General features: G+C 23.5%; 17 protein-coding genes. 13 read left to right on the top strand and 4 right to left on the bottom strand.

From position 1 onward, the window contains the following. Nucleotides 1-47: 47 nt before the first annotated feature. The 8 genes from AC4FQW_RS02940 (at nt 48) to AC4FQW_RS02905 (ending at nt 6,993) form a co-directional block, all read left to right on the top strand. The gene (locus tag AC4FQW_RS02940; RefSeq protein ID WP_303127150.1) at nt 48-1,202 is read left to right on the top strand and encodes an MFS transporter; all 1,155 of its coding nucleotides are present in this window, start codon (nt 48-50) and stop codon (nt 1,200-1,202) included. 58 nt (nt 1,203-1,260) lie between these two features. Beyond that, nucleotides 1,261-2,361, top strand: coding sequence for a nicotinate-nucleotide--dimethylbenzimidazole phosphoribosyltransferase (cobT, locus tag AC4FQW_RS02935; RefSeq protein WP_491147147.1), 1,101 nt, complete (start codon nt 1,261-1,263; stop codon nt 2,359-2,361). A gap of 23 nt (nt 2,362-2,384) precedes the next feature. Beyond that, nucleotides 2,385-2,945: a bifunctional adenosylcobinamide kinase/adenosylcobinamide-phosphate guanylyltransferase gene (locus AC4FQW_RS02930; protein ID WP_491147145.1), complete on the top strand. Its 561-nt coding sequence runs from the start codon at nt 2,385-2,387 to the stop codon at nt 2,943-2,945. Then, nucleotides 2,932-3,684: an adenosylcobinamide-GDP ribazoletransferase gene (locus AC4FQW_RS02925; protein ID WP_491147143.1), complete on the top strand. Its 753-nt coding sequence runs from the start codon at nt 2,932-2,934 to the stop codon at nt 3,682-3,684. Before AC4FQW_RS02930 ends, AC4FQW_RS02925 begins: the two co-directional genes overlap by 14 nt. Before the next feature lie 11 nt (nt 3,685-3,695). Beyond that, nucleotides 3,696-4,073: a bifunctional adenosylcobinamide kinase/adenosylcobinamide-phosphate guanylyltransferase gene (locus AC4FQW_RS02920; protein WP_303127158.1), complete on the top strand. Its 378-nt coding sequence runs from the start codon at nt 3,696-3,698 to the stop codon at nt 4,071-4,073. Then, nucleotides 4,066-4,680, top strand: coding sequence for a histidine phosphatase family protein (locus AC4FQW_RS02915; RefSeq protein WP_491147140.1), 615 nt, complete (start codon nt 4,066-4,068; stop codon nt 4,678-4,680). Before AC4FQW_RS02920 ends, AC4FQW_RS02915 begins: the two co-directional genes overlap by 8 nt. Before the next feature lie 104 nt (nt 4,681-4,784). After that, nucleotides 4,785-5,429 (top strand): Dph6-related ATP pyrophosphatase, encoded by a 645-nt coding sequence (locus tag AC4FQW_RS02910; RefSeq protein WP_303127162.1) that lies wholly within the window; start codon nt 4,785-4,787, stop codon nt 5,427-5,429. Between the two features lie 22 nt (nt 5,430-5,451). Next, complete coding sequence (locus tag AC4FQW_RS02905; protein WP_491147138.1) at nt 5,452-6,993, top strand: cobyric acid synthase; 1,542 nt, start codon at nt 5,452-5,454, stop codon at nt 6,991-6,993. Nucleotides 6,994-7,448: 455 nt separating this feature from the next. On the opposite strand, the gene AC4FQW_RS02900 is transcribed toward AC4FQW_RS02905, so the two are convergent. After that, a complete protein-coding gene (locus AC4FQW_RS02900; RefSeq protein WP_491147136.1) occupies nt 7,449-8,474 on the bottom strand; it encodes a branched-chain amino acid aminotransferase in 1,026 nt (341 codons plus the stop codon). Between the two features lie 182 nt (nt 8,475-8,656). Beyond that, the gene (locus AC4FQW_RS02895) at nt 8,657-9,466 is read right to left on the bottom strand and encodes a mechanosensitive ion channel family protein (protein ID WP_303127169.1); all 810 of its coding nucleotides are present in this window, start codon (nt 9,464-9,466) and stop codon (nt 8,657-8,659) included. Between the two features lie 651 nt (nt 9,467-10,117). Between AC4FQW_RS02895 and AC4FQW_RS02890 the strand changes: the two genes are divergently transcribed. Both AC4FQW_RS02890 and AC4FQW_RS02885 read left to right on the top strand, forming a co-directional pair. Further along, a complete protein-coding gene (locus AC4FQW_RS02890) occupies nt 10,118-10,819 on the top strand; it encodes a radical SAM protein (protein WP_491147133.1) in 702 nt (233 codons plus the stop codon). Continuing rightward, on the top strand, nt 10,812-11,276 hold the full coding sequence (locus AC4FQW_RS02885; RefSeq protein WP_491147130.1) for a QueT transporter family protein: 465 nt from the start codon (nt 10,812-10,814) through the stop codon (nt 11,274-11,276). Before AC4FQW_RS02890 ends, AC4FQW_RS02885 begins: the two co-directional genes overlap by 8 nt. Nucleotides 11,277-11,309: 33 nt before the next feature. On the opposite strand, the gene AC4FQW_RS02880 is transcribed toward AC4FQW_RS02885, so the two are convergent. After that, on the bottom strand, nt 11,310-11,612 hold the full coding sequence (locus AC4FQW_RS02880) for a rhodanese-like domain-containing protein (RefSeq protein WP_491147128.1): 303 nt from the start codon (nt 11,610-11,612) through the stop codon (nt 11,310-11,312). A 345-nt stretch (nt 11,613-11,957) separates the two neighbouring features. Here AC4FQW_RS02880 and AC4FQW_RS02875 point away from each other — a divergent pair, with 345 nt between their 5' ends. Together AC4FQW_RS02875 and AC4FQW_RS02870 are read left to right on the top strand one after the other, a co-directional pair. Then, nucleotides 11,958-12,446, top strand: coding sequence for a QueT transporter family protein (locus tag AC4FQW_RS02875; RefSeq protein ID WP_303127176.1), 489 nt, complete (start codon nt 11,958-11,960; stop codon nt 12,444-12,446). Nucleotides 12,447-12,740: 294 nt separating this feature from the next. Then, nucleotides 12,741-13,496 carry an exodeoxyribonuclease III gene (locus tag AC4FQW_RS02870; RefSeq protein WP_491147125.1) on the top strand — a complete coding sequence of 252 codons (756 nt, stop codon included), beginning with the start codon at nt 12,741-12,743 and terminating at the stop codon, nt 13,494-13,496. Nucleotides 13,497-13,805: 309 nt separating this feature from the next. Here the strand turns inward: AC4FQW_RS02870 and AC4FQW_RS02865 are convergent, their stop codons facing one another. Next, complete coding sequence (locus AC4FQW_RS02865) at nt 13,806-14,090, bottom strand: hypothetical protein (protein ID WP_491147123.1); 285 nt, start codon at nt 14,088-14,090, stop codon at nt 13,806-13,808. 145 nt (nt 14,091-14,235) lie between these two features. Here AC4FQW_RS02865 and AC4FQW_RS02860 point away from each other — a divergent pair, with 145 nt between their 5' ends. Next, the gene (locus tag AC4FQW_RS02860) at nt 14,236-14,622 is read left to right on the top strand and encodes an NUDIX domain-containing protein (RefSeq protein WP_491147121.1); all 387 of its coding nucleotides are present in this window, start codon (nt 14,236-14,238) and stop codon (nt 14,620-14,622) included. Nucleotides 14,623-14,630 lie beyond the last annotated feature (8 nt).

Below are 14,630 nucleotides of genomic sequence, written 5' to 3'. Positions count from 1 at the left end.
ATATGATATAATAATATTCGGTTTATTATAATTGGAAGGAGAAAAAAATGGATAAAAAAAATAAAATAATAGCTACAACTCTTATATATTTAGTTATGGTAATAGCAGCTATTGCAGAAGGTTTAATAAATATTTTTACTGTTCCAATAAAAAGTGAATTTAATATAACAGATACTAATTTATCAGTTATGTTTATGTTTGGAACATTGGCTTATTTAATATTTAATTATGTAGGTGGAGCTTTATGTGATAGAATAGGACAAAAAAGAATTATATTAGTAGGTTTGTTAGGAGCAATAATAACTAATTTAATTCAAGCTTGGTCTCCTAATTTTATAGTATTTACAATTTCTTTTGCACTTATACAAGCATTTTTAGCTTTAATGTCAATAGCTACTAATACTATAATTCCTGTAATATGGATAACAGGACAAGCTATAGCTATGAATTTGACACACTTTGCATATGGAGTAGGGCTTTCAGCCTCACAAAAACTATCAGGTATTTTAATGGTTGATGGGTTTTCATGGAGAAAAATATATATTGGATCTGCTATATTAACTTTAATAGTTTTTATAATATTTATGTTCATAAAACTTCCAATATATAAACAAGAAAAAGAAGATAAATTACCAATTACTATTATATTAAAAGATAAGTTAGTTTGGTTTTTCTTTGTAGGTCTTGGATTTTACATATTAGCAGAACAAGGAACTGGAAGATGGCTACCAACTTTTATAGAAAGTAGTTATAACAATATAAATGAATCAAAAATAGCATCATATGTGTCAATGTTCTTCTTATTATTAACTATAGGTAGACTTATAGGTGGATTTATAGTAGAAAAGATAGGGTCTATGACGGCTGTTAAATCTTTTTCTCTTATTGGTTCAATTATATTTATTATAGGATTATTTTTAGGGGAAAGTGGATTATACATTATATCAATAGCTGGATTTTTCTTTTCAATAATGTTTCCAACTGTTGTAGTAATAGTTAGTAATACATTTAAAAGAAGTACAGCTTATATTACAGGAATAATAATAGCTCTTGCAAGTGTAGTAAATATGATTGTTAATTTGTTTTTAGGGGTAGTATCAGACTTAATTGGAATAAAATTTGCAATATTTATAGTACCAATATCTATATTTATTACATTTATATTTTTATGCTTAGCTAGTAAAACAATAAAAGAAAGATAATTTATAGAGCTGAATATATTATATATTCAGCTAATTTTATTAAAAGGAGATAAATTCAATGAGTTTAAATGAAAAGAATTTTTATAATATAGTTAATAATATTAGTGAGATAGATGAAAATATAAAACATAAAACTAAAGAAAGGTTAGATTCTTTAGCTAAGCCTTTAGGCAGTTTGGGAAAATTAGAGAAAATAGGAATTAAAATATCGGGAATTACTGGTAATATAAAAAATAAATTTAATAAAAAATGTGTATTAATCTTTTGTGCGGATAATGGATTATTTGAAGAAGGAATTGCAAGTACACCTCAGTATGTAACAGTAGCGCAAACAATAAATTTTACAAAAGGGTTATCAGGAGTAGGTGTTATAGCAAAACAAAATGGTAGTGATATAGTTCCAATCGATGTTGGTATTAATAGTAATTTAAAAATAGATGGTGTAATAGATAGGAAAATAAGAAAAGGCACAAGTAATATAGCGAAAGGTCCTGCGATGAATAAAGATGAGTGTATTAAGGCACTTTTAGTAGGAATAGAAGCTGTAAAAAATGCTGTGGATAATGGATATGAATTAATTGGTGTTGGTGAAATGGGAATAGGAAATACAACAACAAGTAGTTCTATTTTAATAGCACTTACAAATTGTGATATGAATTTAGCAATAGGTAAGGGTTCTGGTCTTACAGATAGTGCATTTAAAAAGAAAAAGGAGGTTATAAAAAAAGCCTTAAATATAAATAAGCCAAATGGTTTAGATCCAGTTGATGTGTTACAAAAAGTTGGTGGGTTTGATATTGCAGCAATGACAGGAGCATTCATTGGAGCTGCTTATTATAAAGTTCCAATAGTAATTGATGGATTTATTTCAGCAGTTGCAGCAGTTACAGCTACAAAGTTAAATGATAAAGTAAGAGAATATACATTTGCATCTCATATAAGTAAAGAATTAGGATATATGAAAGCTATAGAGGAACTTGAATTAGAGCCTATGATTAATTTGGATATGAGACTTGGCGAAGGAAGTGGCTGTCCAATAGCATTTACAATTATAGATACAGCAAATGCTATTGTTAGTAATATGGCTACATTTGAAGAGTCTGGTATAGATTGCGAATACTTAGAGTCAATAAGAGATGAAAAGTGTTATAATATATAATTACTTATTAAAGGAGATAATTTATGAAAATCATTGTAATTGGAGGAACAAGGAGTGGAAAGTCATTTATAGCAGAAGAATTAAGTAAATTATTAAATGAAGAAAATAATATTTTATATTTAGCTACAATGAAACCATTTTGTTCTGAAGATAAAGAAAGAATAAGTATTCATGTAGAAAGAAGAAGAGGAAGTAAATTTAAAACAATAGAAGTATTTAAAGATATTTCTAGTATAAAAAATAAAATAAAGTATAATGATACTATTTTGTTAGATAGCATTACTACATTACTTAATAATGAAATGTTTGGTGAAGAAAAAATTAAAGAAAAAATCCATAAAAAAATATCTAAAGAAATATTGGAAATAAGTAAATTATGTAAAAACATTATAATAGTTAGTGATTATTTATTTAGTGATTCAATAATTTATGATGACTTAGTTATAAAATATACAAAAGAGCTTGCTTATATAAATAGAGAAATAGTTAAAGAGTTTGATTTAGTATTAGAATGTATTAGTAATAATTATATAATTCATAAAGGAAAAGAAGAAGGGAAGAAATTATTAAATGAAATATATTAGAAGTTTTTTTATGTCATTATCAATGTTCTCTGTAATTCCAGCACCTAAATATAAATGGGATGATAAAAATGTAAGACATATATTGAAGTTTTATCCACTTGTTGGTGTCATAATAGGAGTTCTTTGGTATTTGATTTATATGATATTAAATTATTTTTCTATAAGCTATATATTAATGTCAGCTATACTCGTTGCATTTCCAGTATATATAACAGGTATGCTACATTTAGATGGCTTTATGGATGTTAGTGATGCTATTTTATCAAGAAGAGATAGGGAAACAAAGATTAAAATTTTAAAGGATTCTTGTACTGGTGCATTTTCTGTAATAAGTTTAGTTATTTTAATAATGTTTGAGTATGCATCTGTGAATACAATTTTATTAGAAAAAAAAGAGATTATATTTATTATATTCATTCCTATAATATCTAGGAGTTTTTCTGCACTTATGATTTTAATAAATAAAGATCTTAAGGCAAGTACTCTAACTAAATTTTTTAAAGAAAATACAAATAAGTTTGACAGAATATTGCAAATAATAATTATTTCAATATTAATTATTATAATTTATTTATTATTAGGAATTAAATATGATCTTATTTTAATTATTATGTGCATTTGTATGTTTTATAAGACATATAAAAATGTAAAAGATTTAGACGGTATAAATGGAGATGTTGCAGGATATTGTCTTATAACTGGAGAGTTAGTTGGTTTAATAACATTAGCATTAATTTAGGAGGGTATTATATGTTAGTTTTAGGTGGGGCTTTTAACGGAAAGTTAAAATATGTGAAAGATAAATATAGTTTAAAAGATGAAGAAATTTATTACTGTAAATCAGATGAAATAAATCTTGAAAAAAAAGTTATTTCGGGTTTTCATATATTTATTAGAGAAATGCTAATAAATAATAAAGATGCAATAAAATATATTGAAGAGAATAAAGAATTACTTAAAGAAAAAATTTTAATAGCAGATGATATTAATTCAGGAATTGTTCCTATAGATAAATTTGATAGAAAATGGAGAGATGTAAACGGAAAAGCTCTACAAATATTATCAAAAGAAAATACTAAGGTTATAAGAGTATTTTTTGGTTTAGAGATGGTGTTAAAAGATGAATAATTTAGAGTTGTACATTATAAGACATGGAAAAACATATGGAAATGAAAAAAGATTGTATTGTGGAAAGACAGATTTAGATTTGTCTAAAAATGGAATAGAGGATTTATATATAAATAAGAAAATATATGATAATATTAAAAAACAAATTAAATTTGACGGATATTATACTACTGGATTAAGAAGAACAAACAAAACTATGAGTATACTTTTTAGTGATAACTATAATGTTGAAGAAAATTTCAGAGAATATAATTTTGGATCTTTTGAAATGAAAGGTTATGATGAATTAAAAGAAGATAATAATTATATATCATGGATAACAGATGAAATTGGAGATTTTGTAGTACCAAATGGAGAAAGTAAAAATGAGTATAGAAAAAGAATTAAAAAGGCATTTAATAATTTTATAAATAAAATATCATATGAAAATAAAAAAAGAGTTGTATTAGTATGTCATGGTGGTACAATAGGAACAATTTTAGAAGTATTTTATGATAATAGAAAAAGTTTTTATGAGTGGCAACCAGAATGCGGAAAAGGATATATATTAAGTATTAAATTTACTGAAAAAGGATTTAAAATAAATAATATAAAAAATATATACTAAATATGTATCTTTAGTAAATAAATAATAATAAACTTTTACTACTTTAAAATAACATGATAAAATAATTTATGAAATAATTAAAAATTAAGGAGAACAGTTTTAAGATGAATTTTGTATTATCATATAGTTGCGGTAAAGATAGCACATTAGCATTATATAGATTAATTAAAGAAGGTCACAATCCAGTAGGATTAATCGTTACAGTAAATAAAGATGAGAATAAATCTTGGTTTCATGGAATACCAAATGAAATTTTAGAAGAAGTTTCCAAATCACTAGAAATACCTCTAATAAAGGTAGAATGTATAGGCGATAATTATGAGGATGAATTTGAAATGGCTTTAAAAAAAGCTAAAAGTTTAGGGGCTACTAAATGTGCATTTGGAGATATAGACATAGAAGCTCATAAAAAATGGTGTACTGATAGATGTGATAATGTAGATATAGGTTATTTATTTCCCCTTTGGAATGAAGGTAGGGAAGATCTAACAAATGAATTTATAGATAGTGGATTTGAAGCTATTATAAAATGCTGCAATAATAAAGAACTAGATAGCAGTTTTTTAGGAAAAACTTTAACAAAAGATCTTGTATCACAAATAAAAAAAAGAGGTGCTGATCCTTGTGGAGAAAATGGAGAATATCACACTTTTGTTTGTAGTGGACCTATTTTTAAAAATTCAATAGAGTTTAAAATAGTAGATAGAGTTATAGGTAAAAATTATAATCATATATTAATTAGTAAATAGTTTATGAAAGGAGATTATAGCTTTGAAGAGAAATTTAATGATTTTAGGTACAGAATCAGGAGTTGGTAAAACAACTGTTTCAATAGCATTATGTAGGTATTTAAAAAATCAAGGTTATAATATAGCTCCATTTAAAAGTATAAGCATATGTAGAGAAGTTAAAAAAAATGATTTAGGAGAATATATATCAGTAGAAGAATTTGTACAAGCTGAAGCATGTGAAATAAATCCTAGAGGTATATTAAATCCTATATGTATAAAAGAAGATAGCAATAAAATACTTATAAATGGTAAGTTTTATAGAAATAAGGAAAACTTTAAATCAGACGAGCTAATAGAAGATTTTAAAGCCTTTATAACTGAAGATTTTGAAAAAGTATGTAAAGATTATGAATATAGAATAATAGAAGGAAATGGTTCAATATCACAAAAAGGATATGAATATAATTTTATATCTAATGACTTTACAAAAGAAATATCAGATTCTGATATTATATTATTATCTGATAATGAGAGAGGCGCAGCAATACCTTCATTATATGGAACTTTAATGATTATCGATGAGAATATTAAAAAATCTATAAAAGGTATTATAATAAATAAAAATAAAGATAATAGCGATTCTTTTAAAGAACAATTAAAACAATTTGAGGAATATTTCAACATACCGATTTTAGGTACTATACCATATGAAAATATAGAATTAGATAAAGAAAAAACAGTTATTAAAAAGATAAGAAGCACTAAAAGAAGTGGACTTAACATAGCAATAGTTAAATTAGATAATATATCTAATTTAACAGATTTTTATCCATTAGAGTTAGAGAAAAATATAAATATTAGATATGTTAGTTCAGAGAATGAAATAGAAGGTGCTCATTTAATAATAATACCAAGTACAAAAGATATACTAGGTGATTTAAATAAATTAAAAGAAAATGGAATGTATAATAAAATACTAGAATTACATAAAAATGGAGCAACTGTAATGGGAATTTGTAGTGGATTTCAAATGCTTGGAAAACATTTAATTGCTACAGAAGAAAAAATGCCAATAGAAGGTTTTGAAATGTTATCATTTAATACTAAGCTTTCATTAAATAAAAAAACTGCTATAGCACGAGGCATTGTTTGCCCAATGGAAAACGAATTAAAATCTTTATCTAATATAAAAATATATGGATATGAAATTCAAAATGGATATAGTGAGATGTTAGATGGTGGGGAAGTTTTTATTATAGATAAAAACAATAATATAGTTGGTTTATCTAATGAAACTGGAGATGTTTTTGGAACATATATTCATGGTATCTTTGAGGTGGAAGAATTTAGAAAAAAACTTTTAAATAGCCTTAAAGAAAAATATAATGTTGTTATTGAAAATAGTGTAGAAGAAAAAGAAAAATATAAAATTTATAGATTAAAACAATATGATAAATTAGCTAAATTAATTGAAGAAAATGTTGATTTACTTAAAGTAAAAGAATTTTTAGAAGACTCAGAAAATATTATAAATAAAGAGATAGAATTAGAAAATACAAAAGATAATAAGGAAGTAAGATAAATGAATTATGCGTTAAATGTTATATATATAGCTTTGATTTTTTATTTATTAGATTATATTTGGAGAAATAGTAAGGCTTTTAAAAAAATCTCATCTATAAAAGTATTAAACAAAAAATTAATAAAAGTATTATTAATAATTTTATCAATAATACTTATTATTGCCTGTATATATTTAAATAATATTTTAAGTACTTATTTATTAGAACAAAATATAATATCACTAATAATAAAGGGAATTAGTTTAATAATATTATATTTTGTTACATCTTTAATTTTTATTAATAAAACAAATAATAAAAAAGAAGTGGTATAAAGTGCCGCTTCTTTTTATTTTAATTATAAAATTATTTTATAATTAAAACGTATAATATCCTAAAAAGATTTCCTCGTAAATGATAATTAGAAATAATAAAAAAGACAATACTAAAATCAATTTAATATTGTCTAAAAATATTATTTAATCTTATATATCCAATCACTATGAATTGGATCAATATCACCAAATTGAATACCAATTAAAGTATCATATAATTTTTTAGTTATTGGACCAACTTCCGTTTCACTATAAAAAATATGTAAATTATCCTTGTAATATATACCACCTATTGGAGTTATTACTGCAGCCGTTCCACATGCACCAGCTTCTTTAAATATATTTAGATTATCAATAAATACATCTTCTTCTGAAGTTTCCATATTAAAATAATCTCTAGCAAGTTCTAAAAGAGAGTATTTTGTAATACTTGGAAGTATTGAAGGTGAAAGAGGAGTTATAAATTTATTATCTTTAGTAATTCCAAAAAAATTAGCTGATCCAACTTCTTCAATTTTTGTGTGAGTAGCCGGATCTAAGAATATTGCATCAGCAAATCCTAAGCTTTTAGCTTTTTTTTGTGCAATTAAACTACCGGCATAATTTCCTCCTACTTTTTGTGCTCCAGTACCATTTGGAGCAGCTCTATCATAATCAGATACCATAAAGTTTACTGGTTTCATTCCACCTTTAAAATAAGGCCCTACAGGTATACAAAATACTGAAAATATAAATTTATTTGCAGGTTTAAGGCCTATATTATCACCTACACCTATTAAAAAAGGTCTTAAATATAATGTAGCACCTGTTCCATATGGAGGAACAAAATGTTCATTAGCTTTAACAACTTGTATACATGCATCAATAAATTTTTCAACAGGCACTTCTGGCATTAACAATCTTTTGCAACTATTATTTAATCTTTCTGCATTTTTATTAGGTCTAAATAATTGTATATCTCCATTTTTTGTTCTATAGGCTTTTAAACCTTCAAAACATTGTTGACCATAATGTAAAGCTGGTGATCCTTCTTCAATTAAAAGTTTATTATCTTCTATTAACTTACCATCATCCCAGTTACCATTTTCCCATACAGATATATATCTATAATCTGTTTTAATATATTCAAAACCTAAGTTATTCCAATCTATATTTAATTTTTTCATAAAACTTATTATTTTAAGATGAAACTTAAAATAATTTCCTCCCTTCAAATTTTCAATATATTAAACATTATATTATAAATAAAATTTCAAATAAAGATAGAATATAATAATTTTAATTTGAATTTATAATACTATAAATAAAATTATAAATAAAAAGAGATAGAAAAAAATTCTATCTCTTTTTATTTATACATATGTATGTCCATTTGTGGAAAAGGAATTGAAATATTATTTTCATCAAATTTTAGTTTAACTTCTTCTAATAAATAAAAATGAACATTCCAATAGTCTTCTGTTTTACACCAAGCTCTAACTATAAAATCTATAGAACTTGCAGCTTGAGCACTTATAGCAACAAATGGCTCAGGGTCATTTAGTATTAAATTATTTTTAAGTGTTATATTATTTAATATATTTTTTACAGATTGTAAATCGCTTTCATATGCTACACTAAATGTTAAATCAACTCTTCTAATTGGTTTAGAAGAATAATTTATTAAACTTCCATTAGCTAATGCCCCATTTGGTATAAGTATTTCTTTATTATCTGAAGTAACTAAATGAGAATAAAAAATACTTATTTTTTCAACTTTACCTTGATAAGAAGCTGTTTCTATATAGTCTCCAACTTTAAATGGTCTTATAAGTAAAATTATTACTCCACCTGCAAAGTTTGATAAACTTCCTTGAAGTGCGAGACCTATGGCAAGTCCAGCAGATGCTAAAATGGCAGTAAAACTTGCAGTTGGTACACCTAAAAATCCAACGAAAGCTATTATCAATAATATTTTAAGAGCTACATCAGCAAATGCATTAAAGAAGGAAACTAATGTTAAATCAATATTTTGCTTTTTGAATAAAATGTTTAACCAAGCAATTAATTTATTAACAAGTTTCCATCCAATCCAAAGACCAATAAGGCCTATAATTAATTTTATTCCGTTTCTAGAAATCCAATTAAGTACTGAATCAAAAATTAATTCTAAGTTCAAAATACGTCCTCCTTAGTTAAATACATACCAAGCTATTATAATTGCCATTAGGATTTTTAACAATATTTTAAATGTAAAATGAATATTAATTTTATAGTAATAAATAGTTTACATATAATATAAGTACATATGGTAAAATATTCACATAATAAATATGGGGGTATAAGCGTATATGAAGGAGACTAAATTAATTCAAAAAATTGCATTAGTTGTATGTGTAATAATAGTAATAGCTTTTGTTATTATGTCATTTAGAGGAGTATTATTTTAAATATACAATTATGAAAACTAAATTATATTGATTATAAAAAGCTCGTAAAATAATGTATTTTACGAGCTTTTTAGCTTTAATATTCTGATATATTAAATTATATATAAAAGAGAAAAATATTAATTGATTATAAATCTAATAAGATATACTCGTAAATGATTATTTAAAATAAAAAAATAAATAAAAACAAAAACTTTTAAATATTGAAATTTATAATATTAATATATATAATAAAAATATAAATAAATGACAGTTCGTAAGCCTCCTGTCAAAAAACAAAACTAAGGCATCTTATAATATATAATAGATGGCTTTTTGCTGTCTTTTTTTATTGTTATTTTTGCCTTTTAATAACTAAAAATTAAGGAGAGTAATTTTAAATGCAAAGGTATAGTAAAATATTTGGAAAAAATAGTAGGGAAATGGTTATGTTAAAAGCATTTCCTTGTAAATGGGGAAGATGTAAATTTTGTGATTATATAGATGATAATTCTACAAAAACATCAGAAATTATAAAATTTAATCATAATATTTTAAAAAATATAACAGGTGAATTTGGAGTTCTTGATGTAATAAATTCTGGAAGTATATTTGAAGTTCCAGGTGAAACATTAGAAGAAATAAGAAATATTATAAATGAAAAGAAAATAAAATTATTATTTGTAGAATGTCATTGGTTGTATAAAGATAGATTAGAAGAAATTAGAGAGTTTTTTAATATTCCTATTGTGTTTAGATGTGGTGTAGAAACTTTTGATAATAATTTTAGAAATAATGTATTAAATAAAGGAGCAAATTTTAGAAGCTATGATGAAGTAAATAAATATTTTGATTCAATATGTTTATTAGTTGGAATAAAAGGACAAACTAAAGAAATGATTGAGAAGGATATATATATATTAGAAAATTATTTTAAAAGAGGATGTGTAAATTTATATATTGAAAATTCAACTAATATAAAAAGAGATGAAGAGTTAGTTAAATGGTTTATTAAAAAATATGATTATTTAAAAAATAATGAAAATATAGAAGTATTAATTCATAATACTGATTTAGGGGTTGGGAGCAAAGAGAATGAATAGGTCCTATAATCTAAATGTATTTATTAAATTATCATTAGTAGCTGCTGTTTACGTTGTATTAACTGTAGCAATTTCACCTTTAAGTTATGGTCCGATTCAAATTAGATTTTCTGAAATTTTGGTTTTGCTAGCATTTTATGATAAAAGATATATATCAAGTTTAACAATTGGTTGTTTAATAGCAAATTTATTAAGTCCTTTAGGTATAGTTGATATTATAGTAGGTACACTTGGAACTTTAATATCTACATATTTTATAAGCAAAAGTAAAAGTTTATTTATAGCTACATTATGGCCAACAATATTTTGTATTCCAGTGGTGTTTTTATTACATATATTACTTGGATTACCTTTTTGGTTTTATTTATTTGGATTTATGATTGGTGAATTTATTTCAGTTACATTAATTGGATATCCTATTGCTTTAATATTAAGTAAGAAAGTTGAATTAAATTAAATTAAAAATAGTATAGATGCAAAAGCATCTATACTATTTTTCTATTATACCATCCCAACAAAGCATTCCACCTTGTATATTTATTACATTTTCTATATTTAAATTATTTAGCAATGTAACAGCTCTAGCACTTTTATTTCCATGAGTACAAATAAAATAAACATCTTTATTTAATGGTATTTCATCGCTAAAATCTTCTATATCACATAATGGAATATTTTTTGCTGTTGGTATATGTCCAGAATTGAATTCACTTTTATCTCTAACGTCAATTAATAATAAGTCTTTTCCACTTTCAAAAATTTTTCTAAATTTATATGTTGAAATTTGTTTCATAATTCATCTCCTAAAAATAATATAATGATTTTATATTATAACATAATATATGTTAAGTTATTAATAATTTATATCAAATAATATTTAATTGCAATAGTTTTGTAAAAAATAATATAGCAAGAAAAGTTTTCTTTAAAGTAAAGAAGTTAATTAAAAAAATATGTTTTTAAATATACTATATATTTATATTAAAGTTGAAATTAAATAATGTAAATTGTATAATAGCTTTATAAATAAATAAGATGACAGTTCGTAAGCCTCCTGTCAAAAAACAAAACTAAGGCAAATTTTGTTTTTTTATTTGGAATTTGAACTGAAATCTGACTTGAAAAAGGAGAAGATTTCATGAATAAAACACTACAAAGAGTAATTTTATCAGGTATTATTGCAGCTATGTATGCAGTATTAACTCTAGTTTTAGCACCTATAAGCTATGGACCAATACAATTTAGAATTTCGGAGATAATGGTATTATTAGCATATTTCGATCCATTTTATATAATTGGATTAACATTAGGTTGCTTTATTGCAAATATTTTAGGTCCTAATGGATTATTAGATATTATATTTGGTACATTTGCAACATTTTTAAGTGTACTAGCAATATATTTAACTAGTAGATTGAAAATTAAGGATAAGTTTAATATTTTTATTGCTTCATTATGGCCAACAATATTTAATGGATTAATAATAGGCTTAATGCTTAGTTATTTATTAAATTTACCTAAGGGTTTAACTATACTTCAAGTAGGAATAGGTGAATTTGTAGTAGTATCAATAATAGGAGTTCCTATTTTTTATAAGTTAAGAAATGTTATAAGAAATAATATTTAATTAAAAAGAGTATTTTTTGTTGAGAAGAGAATATTAAAAATCTCTTCTTTATTAATATAACTTTAAATATATTAGATTTTTTATAATTAATAAGTTTGTCAAAAATAATTAGCTTAAAGCAAGTTATTTTTGACAAATTTTTTTATTTAAAAAGAAATATTTTTTATTATAATATTAACAAATTAAAAATTATTTTACTGTTAAAGTTAAATAATAAACTAATTTTTTTATGAATTTAAAAATACTATAATTAAATGATATAATTATAGTATTATAATTTGTGGAGGTAATTTTATGAAAAAATTTATTTCTTGGAATGTAAATGGAATAAGAGCTTGTGTTAAAAAGGGATTTTTAGATTTCTTTAAAGAAGTTGATTCTGATATATTTTGTATTCAAGAAACTAAGTTGCAAAAAGGTCAAATTGATATAGAACTTGAAGGATATTATCAATATTGGAATTATGCAGAAAGAAAAGGTTATTCAGGAACTGCTTTATTTACAAAGGAAAAGCCTTTAAGTGTATCTTATGGAGTAGGTGTAGAAGAACATGATAAGGAAGGTAGAGTAATTACCGCTGAGTTTGAAAACTATTATGTAATTACAGTTTATACACCTAATTCTCAAGATAAATTAGCTAGATTAGATTATAGAATGAATTGGGATAATATATTTAGAGAATATATAAAAACTTTAGAATTAACAAAACCTGTTATTATATGTGGAGATTTTAATGTAGCACATATGGAAATAGATTTAAAAAATCCAAAAACTAATAGAAAAAATGCTGGTTTTACAGATGAAGAAAGGAATAAATTCAGTTTATTACTAGAAAATGGCTTAATAGATACATTTAGATATTTAAATCCATCAACAGAAGGGGCATATACATGGTGGTCTTATAGATTTAATGCAAGAAAAAACAATGCTGGGTGGAGAATAGATTATTTTATTATTTCAGAGTCTTTAAAAGATAAATTGATAGATTCAAAAATACATACAGATATTTTAGGTTCAGATCATTGTCCTATTGAGATAAGAATAGATTAAGTTATTTTTTTTAGTAACTTAACTTATACAAAAACTATATTATATTATAAGCTATAATTATAGGGAATGATTATTGTGAAAAAAGTTAAAATTATAGTTTATAAATATATAATAATATTTACAATTATTTTTATAGGGTTTATAATTGCACCTTTTTTATTTAGTGGATTTTCATTTAATTATTTTAAGAGTTTAGTATTTTGGCTAGGGATATTTCCACTTATATTGATATTATCTATAATAATAATTGCTTTATTTGATAATAAAAATTAAGCTAAATGAATGCTAAAATAGCATTCATTTAGCTTTTTATAAATCTTTAAGTATAATATTTAAGTTATTATGAATTTCTTCATGCAGTACATTAAGAGAATTTAATTCATAACTATATTTATCTAACATAAGTTTTGAAAAATTTACACAATTAGTTATAAGCTTATAATATGATTCTAATGGCATAGCATCTAGTTTTTTAGAAATACCTATTGGAAAGTTATACTCATCCTCTATATTTTGGCCAAGCAATTCCTCTTCTTTTAATGAAAGCATAATTTCTTTTATTATAATTACTATTTCATTTTCAGTTAAATTCATATTAGAAAATCTCCTTTTTAATATTTAGCTTAAAGATATTATACCAAATTTAATATGCAAAAGAAGGATATTATATATTTTTGTAGAATTATATTAATGAAAACAGTTTTATATACAAAAGTTAAATATAGGAGGGTATTTAATAATGAGTAATACTATTGGTTGCTATATTATTTTAAAAGATGATTTTAATAATATATTAATAGAAAGAAAAGGTAAAAAATCAGATAAAACGTGGAAATGTATTGGTAGATTAAAAAAAGGAAGAGAAACAGATGAAAAATGTATTTCTAATTCAGTTAAAGAAGATTTAAATACATTAGTATTTGATTTAGAAAACTTAGGTGAAATTCAAATTGATACTAATAGTGATGATATAATAAAATTATACTCTGGTAAAATAAAAGAATATATTAACCTTGGTAAAAATGTTAATGAAATAAGTTGGATAAATGAGAGAACATTTGAAAATTATTTATTTTCAGATATTGATAAAAAAATACTTTTAAAGTATTTTAAAAATATAAAATAGAAAATTTT

This window comes from Clostridium sp. TJA085 (genome assembly GCF_058310235.1).
This window is presented reverse-complemented; position numbering and strand designations above follow the sequence as displayed.